Source organism: Actinomadura litoris (assembly GCF_009733595.1).
In the GTDB taxonomy this organism is placed as follows: domain Bacteria; phylum Actinomycetota; class Actinomycetes; order Streptosporangiales; family Streptosporangiaceae; genus Spirillospora; species Spirillospora litoris.
Genome location: NZ_WOFH01000015.1, coordinates 197,050 through 219,902 on the forward strand (window position 1 = coordinate 197,050; position 22,853 = coordinate 219,902).

20 protein-coding genes and 1 pseudogene are annotated in these 22,853 nt (G+C 69.9%); 12 read left to right on the plus strand and 9 right to left on the minus strand.

What is annotated here, in order from left to right:
* Positions 1–10: 10 nt before the first annotated feature.
* The gene (gene fxsT / locus GNZ18_RS34570; protein ID WP_216651541.1) at positions 11–2,644 is read right to left on the minus strand and encodes an FxSxx-COOH system tetratricopeptide repeat protein; all 2,634 of its coding nucleotides are present in this window, start codon (positions 2,642–2,644) and stop codon (positions 11–13) included.
* A 208-nt stretch (positions 2,645–2,852) separates the two neighbouring features.
* Here fxsT and GNZ18_RS34575 point away from each other — a divergent pair, with 208 nt between their 5' ends.
* The 7 genes from GNZ18_RS34575 (at position 2,853) to GNZ18_RS34605 (ending at position 10,918) form a co-directional block, all read left to right on the plus strand.
* A complete protein-coding gene (locus tag GNZ18_RS34575; protein ID WP_156220848.1) occupies positions 2,853–3,092 on the plus strand; it encodes a hypothetical protein in 240 nt (79 codons plus the stop codon).
* Between the two features lie 447 nt (positions 3,093–3,539).
* Positions 3,540–3,833, plus strand: coding sequence for a hypothetical protein (locus GNZ18_RS34580; RefSeq protein WP_156220849.1), 294 nt, complete (start codon positions 3,540–3,542; stop codon positions 3,831–3,833).
* A gap of 84 nt (positions 3,834–3,917) precedes the next feature.
* A complete protein-coding gene (locus tag GNZ18_RS34585) occupies positions 3,918–5,573 on the plus strand; it encodes a hypothetical protein (protein WP_156220850.1) in 1,656 nt (551 codons plus the stop codon).
* Between the two features lie 142 nt (positions 5,574–5,715).
* Positions 5,716–6,207 (plus strand): GNAT family N-acetyltransferase, encoded by a 492-nt coding sequence (locus tag GNZ18_RS34590; protein WP_246250958.1) that lies wholly within the window; start codon positions 5,716–5,718, stop codon positions 6,205–6,207.
* A 213-nt stretch (positions 6,208–6,420) separates the two neighbouring features.
* Positions 6,421–8,556: a pentapeptide repeat-containing protein gene (locus GNZ18_RS34595; protein ID WP_156220852.1), complete on the plus strand. Its 2,136-nt coding sequence runs from the start codon at positions 6,421–6,423 to the stop codon at positions 8,554–8,556.
* 1,066 nt (positions 8,557–9,622) lie between these two features.
* Entirely contained in the window at positions 9,623–10,090 is a 468-nt protein-coding gene (locus tag GNZ18_RS34600; RefSeq protein WP_312874901.1) for a DNA/RNA non-specific endonuclease, read from the plus strand.
* Between the two features lie 258 nt (positions 10,091–10,348).
* Positions 10,349–10,918, plus strand: a complete 570-nt coding sequence (locus GNZ18_RS34605; protein WP_156220854.1) for a M15 family metallopeptidase domain-containing protein — start codon at positions 10,349–10,351, stop codon at positions 10,916–10,918.
* A gap of 340 nt (positions 10,919–11,258) precedes the next feature.
* Here the strand turns inward: GNZ18_RS34605 and GNZ18_RS34610 are convergent, their stop codons facing one another.
* Complete coding sequence (locus tag GNZ18_RS34610; protein WP_156220855.1) at positions 11,259–11,399, minus strand: hypothetical protein; 141 nt, start codon at positions 11,397–11,399, stop codon at positions 11,259–11,261.
* A 69-nt stretch (positions 11,400–11,468) separates the two neighbouring features.
* Positions 11,469–11,972: a hypothetical protein gene (locus GNZ18_RS34615; RefSeq protein ID WP_156220856.1), complete on the minus strand. Its 504-nt coding sequence runs from the start codon at positions 11,970–11,972 to the stop codon at positions 11,469–11,471.
* Positions 11,973–12,181: 209 nt separating this feature from the next.
* On the opposite strand from GNZ18_RS34615, the gene GNZ18_RS34620 reads away from it, so the two are divergent.
* Positions 12,182–13,681 carry an NF041680 family putative transposase gene (locus GNZ18_RS34620; protein WP_312874902.1) on the plus strand — a complete coding sequence of 500 codons (1,500 nt, stop codon included), beginning with the start codon at positions 12,182–12,184 and terminating at the stop codon, positions 13,679–13,681.
* A 182-nt stretch (positions 13,682–13,863) separates the two neighbouring features.
* Here GNZ18_RS34620 and GNZ18_RS34625 read toward each other — a convergent pair whose 3' ends face one another.
* The 4 genes from GNZ18_RS34625 to GNZ18_RS34640 all read right to left on the minus strand — a co-directional run bounded on the left by GNZ18_RS34625 (position 13,864) and on the right by GNZ18_RS34640 (position 16,929).
* The gene (locus tag GNZ18_RS34625) at positions 13,864–15,471 is read right to left on the minus strand and encodes a pentapeptide repeat-containing protein (protein WP_216651542.1); all 1,608 of its coding nucleotides are present in this window, start codon (positions 15,469–15,471) and stop codon (positions 13,864–13,866) included.
* A gap of 111 nt (positions 15,472–15,582) precedes the next feature.
* The gene (locus GNZ18_RS34630) at positions 15,583–16,122 is read right to left on the minus strand and encodes a hypothetical protein (RefSeq protein ID WP_156220858.1); all 540 of its coding nucleotides are present in this window, start codon (positions 16,120–16,122) and stop codon (positions 15,583–15,585) included.
* A 151-nt stretch (positions 16,123–16,273) separates the two neighbouring features.
* A complete protein-coding gene (locus GNZ18_RS34635) occupies positions 16,274–16,645 on the minus strand; it encodes an MvdC/MvdD family ATP grasp protein (protein WP_156220860.1) in 372 nt (123 codons plus the stop codon).
* Positions 16,646–16,659: 14 nt separating this feature from the next.
* Positions 16,660–16,929 (minus strand): hypothetical protein, encoded by a 270-nt coding sequence (locus GNZ18_RS34640; RefSeq protein WP_156220861.1) that lies wholly within the window; start codon positions 16,927–16,929, stop codon positions 16,660–16,662.
* A gap of 263 nt (positions 16,930–17,192) precedes the next feature.
* Between GNZ18_RS34640 and GNZ18_RS44145 the strand changes: the two are divergent.
* Positions 17,193–17,288: pseudogene (locus GNZ18_RS44145) on the plus strand (helix-turn-helix domain-containing protein); the annotation flags it as partial.
* A 219-nt stretch (positions 17,289–17,507) separates the two neighbouring features.
* Positions 17,508–18,425 carry a hypothetical protein gene (locus tag GNZ18_RS34645; RefSeq protein ID WP_246250961.1) on the plus strand — a complete coding sequence of 306 codons (918 nt, stop codon included), beginning with the start codon at positions 17,508–17,510 and terminating at the stop codon, positions 18,423–18,425.
* 222 nt (positions 18,426–18,647) lie between these two features.
* Here GNZ18_RS34645 and GNZ18_RS34650 read toward each other — a convergent pair whose 3' ends face one another.
* Complete coding sequence (locus tag GNZ18_RS34650; protein WP_156220863.1) at positions 18,648–19,028, minus strand: hypothetical protein; 381 nt, start codon at positions 19,026–19,028, stop codon at positions 18,648–18,650.
* A 1,536-nt stretch (positions 19,029–20,564) separates the two neighbouring features.
* On the opposite strand from GNZ18_RS34650, the gene GNZ18_RS44150 reads away from it, so the two are divergent.
* The gene (locus GNZ18_RS44150) at positions 20,565–21,083 is read left to right on the plus strand and encodes a transposase family protein (protein WP_156220865.1); all 519 of its coding nucleotides are present in this window, start codon (positions 20,565–20,567) and stop codon (positions 21,081–21,083) included.
* Positions 21,084–21,342: 259 nt separating this feature from the next.
* On the opposite strand, the gene GNZ18_RS34660 is transcribed toward GNZ18_RS44150, so the two are convergent.
* On the minus strand, positions 21,343–21,738 hold the full coding sequence (locus GNZ18_RS34660) for a hypothetical protein (protein ID WP_156220867.1): 396 nt from the start codon (positions 21,736–21,738) through the stop codon (positions 21,343–21,345).
* A 244-nt stretch (positions 21,739–21,982) separates the two neighbouring features.
* Between GNZ18_RS34660 and GNZ18_RS34665 the strand changes: the two genes are divergently transcribed.
* Positions 21,983–22,852, plus strand: a complete 870-nt coding sequence (locus tag GNZ18_RS34665) for a hypothetical protein (protein WP_156220868.1) — start codon at positions 21,983–21,985, stop codon at positions 22,850–22,852.
* Position 22,853 lies beyond the last annotated feature (1 nt).

Sequence of the window (22,853 nt, forward strand, 5' to 3'; positions counted from 1 at the left end):
GAACTTGGGCTCAAGGAGTCAGTCCATCACCACCTGGTCCCGGCTCCAGCCCAAGGCCTGCCCGCATGCGCCAGTACGCCAGGTTGCTGCGGATTTCCAAGGTATGTGGATGGCTGGGGCCCAGCACCCGCAAGAACTCGGCCAGCAACTCCTGGAAGGCGGCGGCCGCGCCGACCGCGTCGCCCGCCTCGCCCCGCCAGTACGCCAAGTTGTTGCGGGCGGTCAGGGTGTCGGGGTGGTCGGGGCCCAACACCCTCGACCGGTCGGTCAGCAGGTCCTGGAAGGCTGCGGCTGCGCCGGCCGCGTCGCCCGCCCGTCCCCGCCAGGACGCCAGGTTGTTGCGGGTGTTCAGGGTGCGGGGGTGGTGGGAGCCAAAGATCCGCAAGTAGTCGGCCAGCAGCTCCTGGAAGGCGGCGGCTGCGCCGGCCGCGTCGCCCGCTTCGCCCCGCCAGTACGCCAAGTTGTTGCGGGCGGTCAGGGTGTCGGGGTGATCGGGGCCCAACACCCTCGACCGGTCGGTCAGCAGGTCCTGAAGGGCTGCGGCTGCGCCGGCCGCGTCGCCCGCTTCGCCCCGCCAGTACGCCAAGTTGTTGCGGGCGGTAAGGGTGTGGGGGTGGCGGGGGCCAAAGACCCGCAAGAACTCGGCCAGCAGCTCCTGGAAGGCGGCGGCTGCGCCGGCCGCGTCGCCCGCTTCGCCCCGCCAGGACGCCAGGTTACTGCGGGTGGTCAGGGTCTCGGGGTGGTCGGGGCCCAACACCCGCATCTGGTCGGCGAGCAGATCCTGGGAGGCGGCGGCTGCGCCAGCCGCGTCCCCCGTCTCTCCCTGCCCCTTGGCCAGGTTGTTGCGGATGGCCAGGGTGTGGGGGTGGTCGGGGCCGAGGTGGTGCAGGGCGGTGGCGTGCAGGGTGGTGTAGGCGTCGCGGGCTGCGGCGGCCTGTCCGGTTTCGCCGAGGCTGGTGGCGGCTTTGAACAGGACGTGATGACCGCCGGTGTCGGGATTCCATAATGCTGGCTCGGCGGCGCGGGTCAGCGCGGTGGTGTTGGCCCGCAGGATCTGGCCGAACTCGTCCCGTTCTGCCTGCGGCCACACCGCCAGCAGGGCGTCGGCAGCGGTGTCGGCGAGCGCGGTGAACAACTCGGGCCCCAGGTCGGGGTGGGCGGCGAGTGCCTCGCGAGTGGCGCGTTGAACGAGTTGGTGGACGCGGATCTCGCGGGGGGCGGCGGTGCGGTCGTGGTCGATCAGGCTGTGCCGGTGCAGCACCCGCAGCGCCTCATCGACCATCTCACCGCTCACCTGAGAGGCCTGCTCGACGGTGTGCGCCGGTTGGTCGGGCAGGTAGCCGGTCAGGTAGTCCAGTGCTGGCGGGCTGCCTAGGACTGTCTGAGGGATGCCGGCCGGATCGAGGACGCTGGCCAGTTGCAGCACCGGCCGGGCCAGCCCGACCGGCTCGGCCCGGTCGGCCTGGTCGATGGACAACTCCCAGGTGGCCGCCACGATGCGTTCATGGTCGTCGGGCAACTCCTCACCCGAGGGCATGGCCCGGCGGAGCAGATGGGTGGCGAGCCGTTCCCGGTAGGCGGCGATGGTGATGTCGGCATCGAGGATGTAGGCGGCGGCCTGCGCCAGCGCCAGTGGCAGGTGGCCCAGATCGGCGGCCAGCGCCTCGACCTGCCCGGCATTGGTGGCGCGGGGGCCGAGTTTGGCCCGCAGATAGGAGCGGGCCTCCCCAGTGGTGAAGGTGTCGACGGTGACCATGCGGCGGTCGGCTCCCTCCAGCGCGGCATGGCGGAGCCGGGTGGTGACCACCACCTGCCCTCCGGCCGCCGACGCGGCCGCCGGCGGCCACAACCCCCGCAGATCACTCGGGCTGCGGACGTCATCGAGCACCACCAGCCACCAGCACCGGGTCGTCGTCTCCGCCCAGGACAAAAACTCCCGCGCCGACTGGTCCGGGTCCTCCCGGTCGGCCAGCGGCAGACCCAGCTTGACTGCGGTGTCGGCGTAGGCGGAGACCACCCCGTCGCGGGTGGCGGCGTTCACCCACACCAGCACCCCCACCCCCTGCTCCCAGGCATGGCGCGCGTAGGCGGCGGCCAGCTGGGTCTTGCCGACCCCGCCCATCCCCGCCAGCACCTGCGTCGACTCCCGCCCCGGTTCCTGTGTCGACTCCTGGTCGTCCTGCTGGGTGAGCACCACCGTGCCGTCCCGCTCGACGGCCCGCTCCAACCGGCCTGCCACCGCCCGGTCCTGGAAGCAGTCCGCCGCCCGCGGCACCACCCCCACCCGTACCTGCTCCCACACCACCGGCGGCGCAGAATGATGCGGGCCAGGCGGGCGGCCGCCCCGGCCACGCCGCTCCTCGCGCGCCTGCCCCCACATCTGCCGCCACCACAAATCAGACTCGGACACGAACGCCGGGGTCCGCTGCCGGGCCCTGCCGCGCAGGAACGCCACCAGCCAGGCCGCGATCGCCGGGTCGGCGGGGACGTTCTTACCGCCCAGCCAATCGCTCCACGACTGCGAACTCACCTTCAACGGCGGCACCTGCCCGGCGGCCTGCCGCTTGATCACCGCACCCGTCGGTGTCCCCGCCGCCTCCCACAACGCCCGCAGCGCGGCCGCCCACACCCCGGTCGCATCCATCGGCCCACCCATTCGCCGGCCCCCTCCCCGGATCCGGACCGTAAACCGTCCGGAAAACCCAACCCGTCCTCCGCCCCTCAGTTCACCAGCCTGCCCCGCCCCACCACCCGAAGATGGCCCAAACCGGAAAACCCACCGGACAAGCCTCATCGACGGCACCAGGCCACCGGCACACCACGCCAGGCCGCCGCCGAAAAGGGGCCACACCATGACGCACCACAACCGCGACCACCCGCACCGCGACCGCCTGCACCGGCTCGCCCGCACCGCCGCCCAAGCCGCCTTCCGTAGCACCGTCACCGCCGCCGGCTTCACCGGGTGCTCCCTTCGTGCGGTGCCCGCCCCCTTCAAGGGCACTGAGCTGATGGAGATGAGGTTCGCCGCCCGGTGGGATGTCCTGCAGTGGTCAGATCGCAGGTTGGACACCGTGCTCGATAGCGGCCGGTGACAGGCTGGAGGCGGCGCCGGACGACGGGCGCATCGAGCGGGTGTCGGCGAGGTGGGCGGACAGCCCGGGTATGGGCGGTCGCGCCCGTGCGAGGGTGAGCGCAGGCAACAGGGGTGGGATGGCGGCTTCGGATCGGCGACCGGGTTTGCGTGCGCTGCTGGGCGAGTTGGCGGAGTTCCGCGCGGTCACCTTGGAGGGGGCGCCGTCGGATAGGGCCTTGGCCAAGGCCGCCGGGGTCAGCCCGACCACGGTCGGGACGTGGCTGCGCGGCGCCGCGTTCCCCCAGCGGATCGAGCTTGTGGTGGCGATCGTGGAGGCGGTCCGGGCCCACGCCCACCGGCTCGGGAAGGCCGAGGCGGTGCGGCGGCCGGGCTCTGGGACCTTCCGAAGTGGCGCGAGGCCCGCTTCGCCGAGGCTCAGCGGCGCGCCGACACCACCGGCCAGGCGGTGCAAGGCGCGCAGGCGCGGGCGGTGCTGGAGGCGGCGCGGCCGGGCACGCCGCTGGAGCAGGTGACCGATCCGTTCACGGTGGAGGTGCACCGGCCGATCACCGTGAACGGCGCCACCACCGGACTGCTTCCCCCCTATGTGCGGCGCGGGCACGATGACCGGCTGGGCCAGGTGGTCGAACAGGTCCTGGGCGGCGGCAGCGCGATGGCGGTGCTGGTGGCCGGGTCGTCGGCGGGCAAGACCCGCGCATGCTGGGAGGCGTTGAAGCCGCTGCGGCGAGCGGGCGGGTGACGGCTGTGGCACCCCTATGACCCGACCCGGCCCGAGGCGGCGCTGCAGGAGCTGGACCGGGTCGGACCGCGCACCGTGGTGTGGTTGAACGAGACCCAGGACTACCTGGGCGGCGAGGCCGGAGAACGGGTCGCCGCCGGGCTGCGCGCCCTGCTCACCGACGCCTCCCGGGGGCCGGTGCTGGTACTGGGCACCCTGTGGCCCGAGCACCACGCGGCGCTCACCAGCCGTCCCGGGTCGCAGGTCCGGCACCTGCTGGACGGCGTGGTCATCGAGGTGCCCGAGACCTTCGCCGACATCGATCCAGCCGCTCTGCGGCAGGCCGCCGGCACCGACCTGCGGCTGGCCGAGGCGATCGAGCAGGCCGAAGACGGGCATGTGACCCAGTATCTGGCAGGTGGGCCGGAACTGCTGGACCGGCTCGCCACCGCCGACCCGGCGGCCAAGGCGCTGATGTGGGCGGCGATGGACGCCCGCCGCCTGGGCCACCGCACCGCCCTACCCCTGCCGCTGCTGGAGCAGGCCGCACCGGCCTACCTCACCGACCTGCAATACGACCAGTTGGGCGAGGACTGGCTGGAACAGGCCCTGGCCTACACCTCCCGTCCCTGCAAAGGCGCCCGGGGAGCGCTCACCCGGATCCGCGCCGCCCCCTCCCGCCGCGCACGCGGCCGCCGCCCCGGCCCGGCCGGGGAACACGCTGAGGTGCCGGTGTACCGGCTGGCCGACTACCTCGACCAGCACGCCCGCGCCACTCGCTGCAGCCTGATCCCACCCATCGGCTTCTGGGCCGCCGCGGCCGCCCACGCCCGCCCCGGCGACCAGGAAGCGCTCGGGGATGCCGCCTGGGCCCGCGGCCTGTACCGCGACGCCACCCAACTCCACAAGAACGCCACCACCGGCGGCAGGCCCAAGGCAGCACTCACGCTCGTAAACCACCTGCACACCCTGCACCCAGGCGACCATCGCCCAGCTGACCACGTCGCCGCACACGCCTCCCTCCGCGACCTGGACGCCATCGACACCCTGCTGAGCCGACTGCAGGAGGTCGGGGCGGACGAGCAGGTCGCCGTGCTGGCCCACCGGGCCGCCGCGCACGCCCCCCTCGACACCCCCGACGCCGTCGCCTCCCTGCTGATCCGGTTGAAGTGGGCCGGGGCCGACGAGCAGGTCGCCGCGCTGGCCGACCGCGCCGCCGCGCACGTCACCCTCGACGCCCCGACGGCCGTCGCCTCCCTGCTGAGCCGGTTGAAGTGGGCCGGTGCGGAGGAGCAGGTGGGCGTGTTGGCCGACCGGGTCGCCGCGCACATCGCCCTCGACAACACCTACGCCGTTGCCACCCTGCTGAAAGGGCTGCGGGAGGTCGGCGCGGACGAGCAGGTGACCGCGCTGCTGGCCCGCGACCCCGCCACACACATCACCCCCGACCACCCGGCCGCCGTCGCTGTGCTGCTCAACCATCTAGGGCCAGTGGGGGCCGAGGACCAGGTGGCCGCGCTGCTGGCGCGCGACCCCGCCGCACACATCACTCTCGACGACCGCTACTTCGTCGGCGCGCTACTGACCCAGCTACAGGTGATGGGGGCGGACGAGCAGGTGGCCGCGCTGACTGATCGGTTGCCGGCTGAGGGCCTGTTCGATGAGTTTCTGCGAGTTGCTGATCACCGTGTGCGGTACCGGTTCGGGCGAGAACCAGACGGGCGTCCCGCTCACGAGTGGGGGTGGGATGACCTGGAGTGACACGGCCCCGGGTGCCGGGCATTCGGCCACCGCGCGGACCAGGTCGGCAGGATGCCGGACGCCGAGCACGGCCGGGGCGCACAATGGCCGGATGTTGCGGATGCGGCTTGCGACCGGCGGTGATCGTGACCAGGTGGCCCGGATGGCGGGGGCTCGGTGCGCCTGGCTGGAGGAGCGCGGACTGGAGAGCTGGCGGGGCGCGGTCGAGGGCTTGGTCGAGGAGTGCGACAACCCGGCCGGGGATGTGTGGGTGCTGGACTGCGAGGAGCAGGGTGTGGTCGGGCGGATGCTCGTGCAGGATGTCGGTCCGCCGTGGGGCTGGACCGACGCCGAGCGCGCCGAACCGGCCTGGTACCTGTCGGGCTCACTCACGGTGCCCGGCCTCCGATCACGGAGGCCGGGCACGGTGATGGCCTGGTGGGCGGTCGATCGCGCGGCCCGGTCGGGGGTGGGGTGGGTGCGGCGGCACTGCCATTTCGAGGGTGTCGCCCGCTACAACCTCTCCCAGGGGTTCACGCTGGTGAGAACGGAGCAGCGCACCAACGCCCGGCTGTTCATGATGGCGCGGCGGGCCGAATGCCTGGACCTGTCGGACTGGCTCGCCGAAGGCGTCAGTTCAGATCACCAGCGCTGACCCCTCAAGCTGGTTCACCTCTCACGACGTCCACCAAGAGCTGCGGCGTCATCGCCACCGGCGCGGTCGCGCCGGCCAGACCGTCCCCGAATCCGGCAGCGGCACTGCCAGCGCGCGCGGGCGGGTCCGGCCTGCCCGTGCTCCCTACGATGACCTGTAGGAGACCGCCCGCGCGGAGGCGATGACACCTCGGCGGTCGGACACGACCAGAGGATGGGCACCGCCGGCGGGAAGATCGCCGAAGCGGTGCACGGTGCGATGGGCAGCAGCCAACGCAAGGGCGCCTCCCGCACCTGGAACGACGTCGCCGACCGAACCGCCGACGTCATCCTCCTGGTGATGAGCCTGCTGAAGCGGCTGTCGCTGGATGGCGAGCAGATCTTCGCCGCGCGGCTCGCGAGCGTCGCCGAACGCTCCGGCGCCCCGCCTGTCCGCTGCACCACCACGCACGAGGATGGCAGCGGCGCGCCCCACAGCATCCGCTCCCCCGGCGGTCAACGCCCCGCGCCCCGCTGCGGGATTTCACAAGAGCCGTGCCCCCTCCACCGCCCCGGAGCCTGTGCTCCGGGACGGCCAGCCAGAGCGTCCACATCTTGCGCGCAAAGGTCTGGTGGCCCTTTCCGGTCGATACGGCGGAACCGTCCCCTCCATGCGATGGCGAGCCGTAGAACGGCTGACATGGCGACCACCATCCCGACGCGCTGCCCGAAAGAGTCTCTGCGTCCTTCGGCGAGCCCAGAGGAGCTGTGCGGTGCCGCGCCGGTGGTCGACGGGCATTGCCTGGCCCACCTCAGCTCCGACCAGCTTCAGGCCTACCTGGCCAATCTCGCGACAGGCGCCGACATCCACACTCGCAACGTCGTCTTCACCTCAGACTTGCTGCAACGCCTACTCCGCGCCGTAGCTGGCCGTTCATCAGAACTCGGAAAGGCCGACTTCCGCGGCGCGACCTTCTCCGAGCGCGTTTCCTTCCGCGAGGCGACCTTCACCGGGCACACCAACTTCCGCGGCGCGACCTTCTGCGAGGACACCGACTTCGGCAACGTGACCTTCACCGGGCACACCGACTTCCGCGGCGCGACCTTCACCAAGGACACCGACTTCGGCAACGTGACCTTCACCGGGCACACCGACTTCCGCGGCGCGACCTTCACCAAGGACACCAACTTCAGCGACGCATTCTTCTACGAGCACGCCGACTTCGGCGGCGCGACCTTCACCAAGGACACCAACTTCAGCGACGTGACCTTCACCGAGGACGCCTCCTTCAGCAGCGCGGCCTTCACCGGGCACGCCTCGTTCCGCGACGCGACCTTCACCAAGAACGCCGACTTCAGCGGGGGGAGGGTGGAGGGGAGGGCGGAGATGGTGGGTTGCGCTGCCTCAGGGCTGGTGTGGGCGAGGGCCCGGATCGCCGGGGAGTTGGTAGTGGAGGCCGCTGCAGCGCGGGTGGATCTGTCGGGGGTGCGGGCGTCAGGTCGGGTGGGGCTGCGGTTGCGGGGCGCCCGGGTCGATCTGAGCGAGGCGGTGTTCACCGGCCCGGTGACCGTGCACGGCCTGCAGACGGCGATAGCCGGGGTCGATGAGACGACGATCGCCTGGGAGGGCACCGAGCCGGGCGGGCCCGCGCCGAGGGTGAAAATGGTGTCGCTGCGCAATGCCGACGCCGAGCGGCTGGTGCTGACCGATGTGGACCTGAGCGAGTGCCGGTTCGCCGGCATGCAGCAACTGGAGAAGATCACCCTGGACGGCCGGTGCCGGTTGGCCACCGACCCGCGCGGCACCCGGCAGGTTCTGGCCGAGGAGCACCACTGGCGGGCAGCGAGACCCCGACCGCGGCCCCGGAAGACCCGGCTCGCCACCCGGTGGAGGGCCGCACCCGACGGGGTGGCCGTGGTTGACGCCGCGCGGCTGGAGGTACTGTATCGGCAGCTGCGCAAGGCGCTGGAGGACTCCAAGAACGAGCCGGGCGCGGCCGACTTCTACTACGGCGAGATGCAGATGCGCCGCCACAGCGGCCGCGGGTTCGCCGAGCGGGCGCTGGTGTGGACCTACTGGCTGGTGGCGGGCTACGGCCTGCGGGCCTGGCGCGCGATCGCCGCCCTGGCCGTGCTCGTCGCGCTGGTCGCGGTCGCGGTGAAGTACGCCGGGTTCCCCGGCGAACCGGTCCCCTACATCGACGCGCTCCTCTACAGCCTCCGCTCGGCCTTCCTCATCAACGTCAAGAGCGCCCACGTGCCCGAAACCGTCACCCGCTGGGGCGAGGTCTTCCGCATCGTGTTGCGCATTACCGTCCCGCTCCTGCTCGGCTTGGCGGGCCTGGCCATCCGCAACCGTGTCAAACGCTGACCGGCCCCGCACGCCTCGCCGCTGCCGGCCTCAGTTGGCCTTGGCGACCTGCCACCTCACCCGATTGCCTACCGACGCCCTCTGCGCGGGTCGTTGAGGATCCGCAGAAGCCGGGAGGACGCGACGCACGCCGAGAAAGCCCACCGGGTCTCCGACCGCCAGGTCTCCGACCGCCAGGTCTCCGACCGCCAGGACGAGCACCCATGTGCTAGCGACCCCGGCCCCGCTCGACCGCGCGCAGCTGGGGCGAACATCAGCAGGTCGTGAGGGCCCCAGGCGGACGTCATCCGGTCCGAGGTCACCTTGGCGCAGGTCTCGGCGCGGCGGCGGATCTGCTGGCGGCCGGGCCCGGCGATCATCAGGGGCGCGGTGTTGAGGCGGCCGGGCCAGCGGCGGGCCATGCGGGTTCTGGCCGAACCCGCCTCCAGGCCGCCCGGTCAGGTGTACCAGGGTGACGTCCGGTTCGAGCGGGCGGGCGTTCAGGGCGAGGTCCAGCCCGCGGCGAACGCGTGCAGCACTTCGGCGTCGACTACGGCGCGGTCGGCCCGCTCGCGCGGCTAGGCATGCACGGCAGGACCGGGGTAGCCGCTGAGCAGGTCGCCCCTGGCGATCGCCGCGTGCGGGGAGTTCTCGGTGGCGAGCGCCTCGATTCGGCGAGCTGCGCTGCCTGTGGATGGGGCACCGCCGGCATCTTCTCGCGCGGGTGCCGCGAGCAGGATGTAGCGGGGCGGGCACTCCCCCCACCCCATAGGCCACTCATAGTGAATGAGTCAGCACCATCTGTCACCATGGGAGGTCGACTCGTGCCCCGCTCGATCCTGCTGCGCCGCTTCACGCCCCTGACCGCCGCGCTGATCGGCATCACCGCCCAGGGCATCCCAGCCTCGGCCAGCACCGGCGGCCCCGCCAACGGCCCTGCGCAGACCCGGTCCCAGGCCGCATCATCGGCGGCATCGCCGGGCGCGGCGCCCGCCCCCCTGTCCGTGGCCCCGCCGCCGGCGACCCGGCGCGAGTCGTGCGCGAACAAGAAGTACCTGAAGAAGAACGACACGATCACCGACGGTGGGTGTTCAGAACCGATGCCCGCGGCCGCCCCAAGACCGCCACCGCCAAGCCCCTGGCCGCGGGCGCCGGACACCCCGACCCCCAGTGCCGCGCCGACGTCGGCCACTTCGGCGGCACCGGCTATGACGGCGGTCATCTCATCGCCCAGACCCTGCGGGGCCCCACCAGGCGCCACAACCTGGTCCCGCAGTGGCACACGATCAACCGGGGGATCTACCACTCCTTCGAGAACGCCGCCAAAAAGTGCCTGGCCAAAGGCCAGGTGCAGGTCTACACCGCCACCGTGTTCTACCCCCGCAGCGGCGACAGCGTGATCCCGGACCATTTCAAGACCAGCATGACCGTCAAAGCGCCCAACTTCCACGCCAAGAAGATCACCCTGAAGAACATCCCGAACTCCAACGCCAACACCGACGCGCTGAAGACCCAGCTCGACAACGACGTCAAGGCCGCCGGCTGCACCAGCTAGATGCGGCAGCGCGCGAGGTTGATTCCGCGGCTGCCACAGGTCCTCCCTGGCCTCCAGGTCTGTCCACTCCGCAACGTCACCGATACAACCATCAGCCGGGGCTGACGAGCGTGGAAGGATCCCTGGTACCAAGGCCCATACTGGAACGAACGGGATGAGGCCACGCAGGAGCTATAAGCCACTACCGCAGAGGTGAGCGTTCGCCGCGCCGGCAAGTCGCAATGTGGCCTTTCGAGCTGTTGCGGAAAGGAACGCTACATGTGCGAGATTGTCCTGATGTCCGATCCTCGCGTTACTGCGGTCTCGATAAGCGAATGCGGTGAGACGCTCTCCGATCTTCGGCGGCACGAGGGGCTGCTGGTGGACCCCCGTAAGCGGAGCGAGTCTGACACCTACTTCTACCTGCGTCAGGGACTGGCCGATCGTCTGGAGGAAGCGGAGGCGCTACTGCCCAGCGGTATGCGATTCCTCATCGTCGAAGGGTATCGATCACTAGCACTCCAGCGTCGTTATTTCGATGAGTACGCGAGCAGACTCCGCACCGAGAATCCCGACTGGGACGAACAGCTGGTCCGGTCGGCGACCAGCCGCTTCGTGTCACCGCCAGAGGTCGCGCCACACTGCATGGGAGCAGCTGTGGATCTGACGTTGGCCGACGATGACGGCAACGAGTTCGACCTCGGCACAATGATGAACGCTACCCCGGAGGAAAGCACCGGCGCCTGTTACACCCACGCTCCGAACATCAGCAACCAAGCGCGAGAGCTTCGCAGCATCCTCGGGAAGGCACTGAACGCCGTGGAGTTGGTGAATTATCCGACCGAATGATGGCACTGGTCCTACGGTGACAGCTACTGGGCGTTTATGACCGACGCGGCACACACTATTTATGGGCCAGTCTGACGAGATCGCGGTCGGGCGAACTGATCTTCCTCACCGGGTTCGGCTGAGGAGCGGCCAGGGTGCGGCGAGGGGTGGCCGGTCCCCAAGATCGTCAGCGCATTGGCTGCTGGCCGACCCCCTATCGATCACCGATACCGGCGGTTGGACTTGAAGTCGGCGACGCGATCGCATCAGCCAGACCAGTATGCGCTCCACCACCCAACGGCGCGGGGCCACGATGAACCCGATGGCACACCGCGGCCGCAAGAGCGCAGGCAGGCTGGCCCTAGAGGATCGCGAGCCAAGATGCCATGGGCTCATGAGGGTCGATCGGCAGCCGCACGTACGGTTCGTCCTGCGGGACCGTCTCATCGGGTGGCGGCTGGTCGGCCTGCTCGCGATCATCGTCGGTGAAGGGCGTCGTCATGCGAACTCTCCGGTGGCGACTTCAGAACATGGCGATGAGCTTGTTGTTTAACCTGCCGGGGTCTGCGGATCAGTCTTCGTCGAACGCGAGAACGGTGACGATGATGCCGTTGCCGACGCCGACCACCACTGCGTCGAAGACGTGTCGCGTCACGGGGTTCCAGGCGGGGGCGTCGGTGGTGGTCCACCAGCGGGTGTCGTGGCCGAGCAGGTAGAGCAGTGAACCGAAGACATCTTTGGCCTTGACCTCGTCGTATCGCCCGGGAGTGCGGTAGGCCAGAGTGGTCGAGACAATGCTGATCAGTCTGTGCAGGGCGCCGTCCTCGTCGGTTTCGGCGAGGCGGGCGGCAAGATCGACGGGTGATTCCAGGATGTCACCGGGCGCGTCGGGACGCCTGGGTTGAGACGAGTCGAGGCCGTCAATCAGCTGGAACACCTCGCGGGGCATTCCTTCGGCATTGCCGAGGTTGGCCCAGGCGTGCAACTCGCCATTGCTGAGCGGGCCTGTCAAGCCAGACAACAGGGCACGGATGCGGCCGAGTCGGTTGGAAACAGTGAGCCCATCGGTGTTCATGCCCTCCAGCCTGCCTTATGGCGAGTGAGCCCGAGCCAGGCACCGGCCGTTCACCTCTGGTTCTGCCCTTGACCTTGGTCGGTGAGCGATTGGTGACGTTTCACCGCATAGCGGATTGTGGCCGTTGCGTCATGGTGTGTCGCCGTGCACGGAGGCGGCCACCGTCTCATCTTCGGGTCGGATGCTGTTCCGAACAGGAGGCGGTGGCTGTGGACTCCACGATGGCACGGGGGCCGGTCGACGGTGCGCAAGTAGGCGACGGTGGGACTGGCGGAAACGGGGCTCTGGCGGTGCTGTCGAGGTTTCGGACCGAGTTCTACGACTGCTTGTCGGCTCGTTCCGACGAGCTGTTCGAGCTGGCTGACGCGGTGCTGTGCACCGATGGTCCGGTCAAGACGCTGGTCGACCTGGCGCTGGCGCCCGAGCACAGGCGCGGGCACGGTGCCTTGTACGGCGGGTTGAACCGTGGCCGGATCGAGGCCGAGCGGCTGCGGTGGGCGCTGGCGGCGCTGCCACTGCCCCGCGCCGCCGACGGCCGGATCGTGCTGGCGGTCGACATCTCGCCGTGGCTGCGGCCCGACGCCGCCACCTCGCCGGATCGCTCGTTCTGCCACACCTATGGGCGCGGCAAGGATCAGCACCACATGATCCCGGGCTGGCCGTACTCCATCGTCGCCGCGTTGGAAACCGGCCGGACTTCCTGGACCGCGCTATTGGACGCGGTCCGCCTGGAGCCTGGCGCCGACGTCGCGGCCGTCACCGTCGCCCAAATCCGCCAGATCGTCGGGCGGCTGCTGGCCACCGACCAGCGCACCGGCGGCGACCTCGACATTCTCATCGTGCTGGATGCCGGATACGACGTGCCCCGCATCGCGTTCCTGCTCGATGATCTGCCGGTCGAGGTGCTCGGACGGATGCGCAGCGATCGCGTGCTGCGCCGGGCCACCCCGCCCTGGACCTACAACTTCGAGGGCGGCCGCCCGCCCAAACACGGCACCGAGTTCGTCTTCGGCGATCCGGCCACCTGGGACGCGCCGCAGACCGAGACCACCACCGCCACCACCCGCTACGGCACCGCAGTCGCCACCGCATGGGACCGGCTGCACCCCCGGCTCACCCGCCGTGCCGCCTGGGAAGGCTTCGCCGGCGAGCTGCCCATCATCGCCGGCACCGTAACCCGCCTGCAGGTCGACCACCTGCCCGCCGGCGGCGACCCCAAGCCGGTCTGGCTGTGGTGGTCCGGCGTCGATGCCACCGACACCGACGTCGACCGGCTCTGGCAGGCGTTCCTGCGACGCTTCGACATCGAACACACCTTCCGAATGCTCAAGCAGACCCTCGGGTGGACCCGGCCCAAGCTCCGCGACCCCCAAGCCGCGGACCGCTGGACCTGGATCATCATCGCCGCCCACACCGAACTGCGTCTGGCCCGGCCACTCGCCGCCGACCTGCGCCGCCCCTGGGAACGCCCAACCCCGCCTGGCAGGCTCACCCCCGCCCGGGTGCGCAGGGGGTTTCGGAACCTGCGCGTGAAAGCCACCGGTCCGGCGCGTGCACCAAAACCCTCCCGGCCCAGCCCCGGACGGCCACTTAGCTCCCGGCATCGCCCCGCACCACGGCACCAGGTCGGCCGCGTCCTGGCCACCGGCGAAGCTCACAAACGCCCAGCTCACCACCAGAAAGGCACCAAACCCCGACGCAAGACCTGACTCCGCCACAGACAGCAACAGTCCGTTATGCCAGCAATGCCACGAACACGCAGATCAGAGGTTTAACGGCAAGATGAGTGCCTGTTCCACAACATGGACCCTCGTTAAGGGCGGTGCTATACGCCGCAAGTCCGGCGTCTTCGTGCGGCCACGGACGTGAGACGTCGTGGATTGCGCAAGCCTCAGGACCCAGACGAGGGGGAGGTCCCCGCCTGCACGAAGCGGCCCCCAGTCCCCCCGACCGGTTGGATCTCCCACCCGGCCGGAATCTGGTGCACCAGCCTGACATCCGCCACCGTCGCCGCTTCCAGGTCGACCCCACGCGAGAAGGTCGCCTTGCTGAACCCGGCGTTCCCGGTGAAAGTCGCCACGCTGAACCAGGCGTCCCCGGTGAAGGTCGCCTCGTCGAACCCGGCGGTCTCGGTGAAGGTCGCCTTGTGGAACCCGGCGGTCCTGGTGAAGGTCGCCTTGTCGAACCTGGCGGTCTCGGTGAAGGTCGCCTTGCTGAACTCGGCGGTCCTGGTGAAGGTCGCCTTGTCGAACCGAGCGTCCCCGGTGAAGGTGGCCTCGCTGAACACGGCGTCCCGGGTGAAGGTCGCCTTGCTGAACCCGGCGTTCCCGGTGAAAGTCGCCACGCTGAACCAGGCGTCCCCGGTGAAGGTCGCCTTGTCGAACCCGGCGTCCCCGGTGAAGGTCGCCTCGCTGAACACGGCGGTCCTGGTGAAGGTCGCCTCGTCGAACCGAGCGTCCCCGGTGAAGGTCGCCTCGCTGAACCAGGCGTCCCCGGTGAAGGTCGCCTGGTTGAACCGGGCGTTCCCGGTGAAGGTCGCCTTGCTGAACACGGCGTTCCCGGTGAAGGTCGCCTTGTTGAACCAGGCGTTCCCGGTGAAGATCGCCTCGCTGAACACGGCGTTCCCGGTGAAGGTCGCCTGGTTGAACCAGGCGTTCCTGGTGAAGGTCGTGCTACTGAAGTCGGCGGTGTTCAGGCGGCAGCCGGTGAGGGTGAAGTTGGTGAGGGTGGCGCCGGTCAGGTCCAGGGAGATCTCGCCCCAGTGGACGGCGGCGTCGGGTTGCAGGTGGGTGTGCAGGAGGCGTTGCGCGGTGAGGCGGACCTGGAGTTCCTCGTGCGGGTCGGGTCCTGGTAGCGGCTGTGCGGGCTCGGGTCGGCCTTGGCGGGCGGCGCGGTAGCGGGCGGCGCTGCGGCGGGCCCGCTCGCGGTGTTCCTCCTCCGGGCCGGCAGCAGCGGGCGGGGTGAACGGCATCCTCAGATACGCGCAGATGATATTGACGATGGTCTGCCGGTGCCGCTCGTTGTCGTCGGCGAGGCGCTCCAGGGTGTACAGGGCGGTCAGGCGGACCGGGGCCTTGTCCGAGCCGAGCTGCTCGGCGGCGGCGTTGTACAGCTCGGTGATCCGGCGCTCGGCCGCGTCGTGCTCGGCGGCGGCGTTCACGGCGGTCTGGTGGTTGTGCGCGCGTTCTTGCAGCCATTGGCGGCGGGCGTTGATGAGCAGCGCGAACGCGCCACCCGCGCCGAGCCCGACCGTCAGCCCGGTCCGGATCGCCTCGATCCGCAGCTTGGCGTCCCCACCGGCCTCGGCCAGCAGCCACCAGACCGCCAGCCCCATCAGCGCCACCGCCACGGCCGCGCTCAGCGTGTAGGCCCACCACGGCAGCACCCGCACCGCCGGACGCGGCACCTCCCCAACCCGGTCCACGGTGCCGCGCATGGGGCCGCGTCCGCTCTGCCCGCCCGCACCGTTGGACGCCGCGCTCGCCGTTTTCTCACCCACGAGCCGACCGTAGGGACCACGCCTTGACGCCGTCTTGGGCAACGGCGATCTGCCCACAACCGGACGCCCGCGCCTTGCGCAGACGACGCCGCCCCGCGGCGTACTTCACCGTTAACGACAGCCCAACATCGCTGGTGGAGTGATGTGCCTGGGCGGGGCATGGTGAGACCGGTCTCGAGGGTCGCGCAGCTCAAGCTCAGCGACAAACGGACCGACGGTCTCGACCTCTTCTTCCTGGAGGAGGTCGTGCAGTTCGACGAAGTTGTCAAGCTGTCCCAGCTCAAGCCTCCGCAGTTCAAAACCCCTGAGCTCACCAGCCTCCACGAGCCGCCGCAGTACACCGAAGAGGTCATCGCAGGCGAGACTGCGGTGCCCTGGTTCTTCGTGAGGAACGATGGCGGAAAGGCTGATGAATGGCGTGCCATGAACTCGCCCTACTACATCATGCGGGATGGCGGTGGGGGTGTAGGTGATCTGGTCTTGGACGGGCCGCCAGTCCAGCAGCGTGGTCCCGGTGATACGGGCGGCGAACAGCCGCGGCCCGACAGCGGTGACGCGGACGCTGGTTCCGTGCACGATCGGCTGGAACGTCGAGGCGGCCGCCAGCTCGGCGGGCAGGCCGTCGGTGTCGGCGGTGGTCGCGACGACCATCGTGTCGGGGTCGGCGCTGGCGGCGTGGAAGGCCTTGTAGAGGATGGCGCGTCCGGCCGCCCAGGCGGGGACGGGCGCGCCGCTGGTGGTGATGAGGGTGTCAGGGACGGGCAGCCCGCAGCGGTGCGCGGTGACCAGTTGCCCCGGTTTGTCATTGGCGAGGCTGATGGCGGCGGGGTGGTTGATCCAGCGGGCGGGCAGCGTCCGCAGGATCCCCCGCAGCGCCAGCAGGTCCTCGCGGGCGGCCCAGGCGCGCGGCCGGGTCGCCGATGTCCGGATGCCCGGCGGGCAGGCCGGGCCAGCGCCACAGCACCGAGACGACCTCGTCCAGGCGCACGGCGCGGTGCTCGTCACCGACCAGGCCGCGCCACCGGTCGCCGTCCAAACGGGCGTCGAGGTGGATGGGTCCGGCGCCGGGGTCCAGGCGGACGACGGACGCGTCGCGTCGCTGGAGTTCGTGGACGATGAGGTCGACGGTCTGGTCGTCGGTGTCGGTGAGGATGAGCACCGTGCCGCGGTTCATCAGGCGCCCCGGGTTCAGCCGTTGTTGTCGGTCTTGTTGTCGCGGTCGGTGGTGCCCCAGGTGACCGACCGGGCCGCCAGCAGGTCGGGCCGCTCGGCCAGCGGACGTCCACCGGCCAGGGTCTGCTGCCGGTGCGGGCAGTAGGCCAGGTCCGGCGCCAGGGTGATGTGGGCAGGCAACCGTTGGGCGCAGCGCAGCCCGTAGGGCGACAGCGCCGGGCCGGCAGCAGGAGCGGCGGCAGCGGGTGCGGGGGCGGTGGGAGTGGGGGTTTGGGTGGAGAGCATGTCGGATTCCTTCCTGCAAGGGAGGGCGCCGTCGGCGCCGCTGCCCTCAACCGGACTACGCCGCCGCCGGATCGGGCGGGTGCCGTGCAGACGTTGAAGGGGATTGCAGGATCTGCACAGGGATCTGGGCACCACCCAGTAGATCTCGTAGCGTGGTGTGAGCTGAACTCTCGGTGACGGCCGTGGGGGCGCAGGTGAAGGGCGATCCGTTCTGGGGAGGCGCCGTGGTGACGGCGCTGGTGGGCGCCGGGGAGCTGGGCCAGGTGATCCGGCTCGCGCGTGAACGGCTTGGATGGCGGCAGTGCGACCTGGGGGCGGCCGCGAATTACTCGGCCGCGACCATCTCCCGCCTGGAAGCGGGCCGCTACGCCTCCCTGGACCTGGCGAAGGCTCAGCGGTCGCCGAGATCGTCGGAATACCGCGCGATGTACTCGCCGCGTTACTGGGCGTCGGCGCACGGCCGGAGGTTACGGTGGTCACCACAGGGGCCACCGATACCCGGGAGGATCCGATGCGACGACGCTCGCTTCTCGCCGCCGGCCTGGCCGCCGTGCCGGTGGCGGCGCTGGCGCGGCTGGATGACGCGCTCGCGCTCACCCTCGGACGCGGCCGGGCCCCTCACACGCGGGCAACTCGCCGCGCAGCTCCAGCACCGGTGGCGACTATATGACGCCGGGCGTCTCCGCGACCTGGTCGAGGACCTGCCGGGGCTGCTCGCCAACGCCCATCAGGCCGCCGCCGACAGCGCCGACGAACCGGCGACCTGGGCGCTGCTGGCGGGCGTGTACGACCTGGCGACCGAAGTGCTCCACAAGGTCGGCGCCGCGCAGGCCCGCGTCACCGCCGACCGGGCGATGACGTATGCGGCGCGCTCAGAAGACCCGCTCGCGCAGGCGACCGCCGCACGCTCGCTGGGCATCGTGCTCCGCCACGAAGGCCGCGAAACGGTCGCGCAGCGCCTCACCACCCGAGCCGCCGACCGGCTGGAACAGACTGGACTCAACGACCCGGCGCAGGCCTCGGCCTACGCCTCGACGCTCTGCACGACCGCCTACAACTCGGCGATGGCGGGCCGCCGCGAGGACGCGCTGGCGATGATGGCCCAGGCGCGCGAGGTGGCGGTCAGGCTGCCGGAGCAGATGCCCGCGCTGCCGCCCACCGTTCACCGGCTCCAGGCCACTCCCGCGCAGGTCGCGCTGTACGACGTGGGCGTGCGGTGGGGACGGGGCGACGCCGGCGCGGCACTGGCCGCCGGACGAGGACTACGCGCCGAGCAGTTCCCCACCGCCGAGCGGCGCGCACGCCTGCACACTGACTTGGCCCGCGCACACGTCCTCCGGCAAGAGCCCGAACCCGCGATCGCCCGGCTGCTGGCGGCCTACCAGCACGCACCCGGCGAGGTCCGGGACCGCACCTCCATCCGCGGCGTCGCCGTGGAGCTGGTCCGGCGGCACCGGCGGACGCCTGGAGCGCGGAAGCTCGCCGCCTTGCTGTAAACACGCTCCCGCGGCGACCATTCCCCTGTTCCACCGGCTGGGTGAGCAGCGCAAAACATCGTGAACCGGAGTCCCCCTGGCACCCCTACGGGCGACGTGGGGCGCAGGGCGCGCCAGCACACCCCAGCAGGAGGAGACCACGTCCCTGCTCGACCCCCAGCCTCTCGTGTGCACCTTGGAGCCGAGCAGGGTCGCCGAGTACGCTGCCGCGCGGCTACTGGGTTATAGGCAGAACCAGCCGTTTTGGACGTAGCCATGGGCGTTGACGTCGCCGTAGGCGAATCCGTAGACCCACTCGCTGCCGAACTCGGCATCGACGCCCTGAACGGTGAACGTCTGGGGCTTGCCGAGATAGCCGAACGCGGCTCCGCCTCGGGTGTGGCGCACCTCCAGACTGTCAGCGCAGACCGTGAGGCGACGTTGATAGTAGGCGTCTTCAGCAGTGGCCCATCGATAGGGACCACCGGCTTGCGTAACCGGCGCCGCGTACGCGGCGCCATTGGCCGCCGGTTGAGCGGCGGCCGGTTGGCGGGCTTGTGCCGCCGTCGCGGGCACTAACGAGGCGGCCAGCACGGCTGCGATGACCATCGCTCGTATCCGCATGAGGCGTCTCCTTGGTCGGGTTGGCCGCCCAGGACGGGACCCTGATCGATCCACGCCTCCGCGCAGCACTGAGGTTGCTCAGCAGCCACGACGAAACACGCAGTGACCACAGGGGTCAATGGTCTCCGCAGGAGCAAAGCCATGCCCACGACGCAACGTTTACCGGCCTGCGGACGGGCGTTCGACGCTACGACCTGCCGTAAGCGAGGCCGCCGAGCTGCGCACTGAGCTGGACCACCTCCACGCTGGTACCTCCACCGACCCGGCCCAGATCGCCGGGTGGCTGTGGGCCGCAAGATCCTCACCCTGCCCTTCCACCAGCACCTGACCCCGCCCCGGTCGAGCGCGTCGCCTCTCTCCTGGCCCCGGCCGTCACCGGCTAGCCCCGGGGCCCGCCCACGGCGCCCCCGGTGCGCGAGACGGCGCTGACCCGGTCCTAGCGGCCGGTCACGGGGCGGCGTGGGCGGCGGCCAAGGCCACCGCCGCCAGCCGATCGGCCGCGTCCGGGACGCCGTGGCTGCGAGCGCGCACAGCCATCACGGCGCGGCGTCCCGGATCAGCCAGCAGCGGCATGACCGCCTCGTGTAGGTCCGCGCATCGCGGCGCCGCCCGCTCGGAGCGCCGCGGGCATCCCCGCACAACGACGAGTCCCACACCTAGAGCCCTTCCTGGCCTCAGCCGTACCGAGATGAGGCAGGACCGCCGCGACCATCCCCTAGCCACCAAAAGCCCTCCCCACGGGTGGCAGGAGCGGACGGAAGCCATACCCAGCACCCCCCTGCGGCGCCTTGGCCCTACGAAGGCCCGAGCAACAACGTCTTAAGGCTGGGGAAGGCGACGGGAACTGGACGCGGTGAAAAAAGTCGGGGCCAGCCTTCTCATCGATCTTGGTTCTGCTGGCAGTACTACGACCTGGGGCACGGATTTTGCAACTACGCCTTCTTCGAGCAGTGCCCCCACCGGATGGCATGCGCAAAGTGCGATTTCTACACCCCAAAGGACTCCTCGAAGGAACTGCTCCTGGAGGCCAAGACAATCTGCAGCGCATGCTTGCGGCCGTTCCCCTCACCGACGACGAACGCGCAGCCGTTGACGACAGCCAGAACGCCCTGGACAAACTCCTCGACCAGCTCTCCGATATCCCGACCCCGGCCGGGCCCACGACCGCGGCAGATCGGCGTCCCATCGACCGTAACGCTCCTGCCCATCGTCGACGTCCACCAAGGTGCTAGCGGTCACTGAGTTCTGGCTCTGTCTCACTCCATGGGGCGTGATTGTTGAAGGTGACGTCGGGCACTGGTGAGTTGGTAGCGATCTCGTAACTCGTTGCGCATAGAAACGGCCGTTCTGTCATGGTCTGGATCCTCAAGATCTGATCATGAAGAACGGCCGTAGGGGTGTCATTGTGCTGCCCGAGGTCGGCGCCATGGAAGTCCGCATGTTGCACCTGTTGTTCCCGCACCTGGCGGGGCTGGTTCTGGACCTGGTGACGGACCTGGGGGATCGGGTGGGGTCACGGCCCGGACCGGTTCGGGGATGGTGGCTTGTCGTGGTTGCGGGACCTCGTCGGCTCGGGTGCACGACCGGTATCGGCGGCGTCTGCAGGACGTGTCCTGTGGCGGTCGGCCGGTCCAGGTCGAACCGGAGGTGCGCCGGTTCATCTGCGGTAACACCGCATGCGGGGTGGTGACGTTCGCCGAGCAGGTCGAAGGGGTGGCCCAGTGGCGGCAGCGCCGAACGCCGGGGCTGAGGGCCGTCTTGGAGCGGGTCGCGCTGGCGTTGGCCGGACGGGCGGGAGCCCGATTGGCGACGGCTCTGGGGGCGGCGGTGTCGCGGTGCGCACTGCTCAGGCTGATACGTGCCCTGCCCAACCCCGAGGTCGGCCAGGTCACCGTCCTGGGAGTGGACGAATTCACCAAGCGCAAGGGACAGAACTACGCCACATCCTGGTCGACATGGACACCCACCGGCCCGTCGACCTGCTGGATGGCAGGGGGCCCAGGTACTGGCCGACTGGCTTGCCGTCCATCCGGGGGTGGGCACCGTGTGCCGTGACCGCGCGGGCGGGTATGCCGAAGGCGCCCGCCTGGGAGCACCGGATGCCCGCCAATGCGCCGATCGCTGGCACCTGCGGGCCGCCGCGCGGTTTCAGGTCTCGCCGACCACCGCCAAGCGGTGGGCAGACCGGTACCGCAGGCCGGAGCTCCCCCGCGTCCGAGTGAGGCAGCCGCCAGGAACTGGCTCGGCTATCCTGCCCGGGCGGAACCGGGAAACGGGGAAGCTCCGTCTGACCTGGGTTCGCTGGAAGTGCGCGTTACCGGCGCAGTCTAATCGAATTGACCGGAGTCAAATCTACCCAGCGGTAGAAGCCAGCGGCAGGACCTGGGAAGCAGTTGGTGCCGTTGGAGTTGTAGCACAGATCGACGTGTGCGTCCCCGGTCTGGTTGTTGTCCACGATCCACCAGCCGTATTTCCCGCTCAGCTTGTAGGTTCCGTAATGGAAGTACTTGTTCGCGATGACGAATTTGTCGTTTATCAGGCACACATCACCGGAAGGGCAGTCGAATCCGTCGCCGGCCGTGGTTACACGCCCATGGTCTGGTTGGGTGTGGGAGGGCACGGCGTGAGCGGACGTGGCATAGCCGACGGGCAGGGCCGTTGCGGCGGCTACGGTGGCGGTGGTTGCGAGGACGGTGCGTAACTTGCGCATTCTTGCCTCCTGTGAGATCGCTGTCCAGCGCTGGTGTTGAATGATTGCCTTCAGGCATCTTTCAACGAATCCAGCGGTGCTCGGGGCCAGGCATCAGAGCCCTCTTCTTCGTGACTCCGATGCGCCGATACATTGCAACTAAATCCGGATGGGCGCGGTGTTGTCTGCTGCGCAGATGCGCGGACGCGTTTGGGAGGGCGCACGTGCGCACTACCGCGCACGTGCGCACTTGTACGAACCAGCTGTGCCGGGTGAGTCTGAAGGCGTGACTCGTGGCCAGGGCTTGAAACGTCAACTTCCCTATCCCTATGACCAGGACCTGTCGGGAGTACTGCGGCAGTTGAACCGGCGTACACCGGCCAGTAGGGGCAGGCTGGCCAATGATCCGGTCACTGCGGCCTACCTGGCGGCCGGCATGCGGTTGATCGAAACCCATCTGGGGCCGCAAGCCGTCCGGACGCCAGTGGACCCCGATGATGAGAACTCGATCGAGCGGCCCCTACTCAGCTTCCTGTCACAGCGCTCCGTGGCCGCCGAGGTCGGCAACAATCCGGCCCCCTTCCCTCAGCGGGGGAGCGTGTCGACGCTGCGATCCGCCTGGAGCCACCACTCGGACTACGTCGCCGACCTGCTGCGATTCGGCCTGTGGGCCTACCATCCCAACCACTGCGACGCCACAGAAGCAGCCGACATCCTCGCCCAGATCCTCGACGGACCGCACTTTGTCGAGGCCATCCACCGGATGGGGTTCTGGAATGTACTGACCCTGGTCGACCGTCCCCGGTTCCGCCTAGAACTGATCGCCACCGCTGCGGCCGAGGGCGATGAGGTGATCCAAAAGGCGATGACCGAGACCTACCAGGAGATCCTGGAGCCGTGGAAGGACATCTGCGCCGAACTGTTATCGGCCCGGGGAACCCAGTTACGCGCCGGGATCACGATCGAGACCTTCGTCGACCTGATCACGGCGGTCATGGAAGGGGTCGCCCTACACGCGCTGGCCGCCCCCGACACGCCATCATCGACCGCGCCAGAGGGCGAACCTTGGCAGGAACAGCCCTCCTCGCGCTTATCCGGGGATGCGTCGAGCGAGTCGGCCAAGCCGACGGACTGAC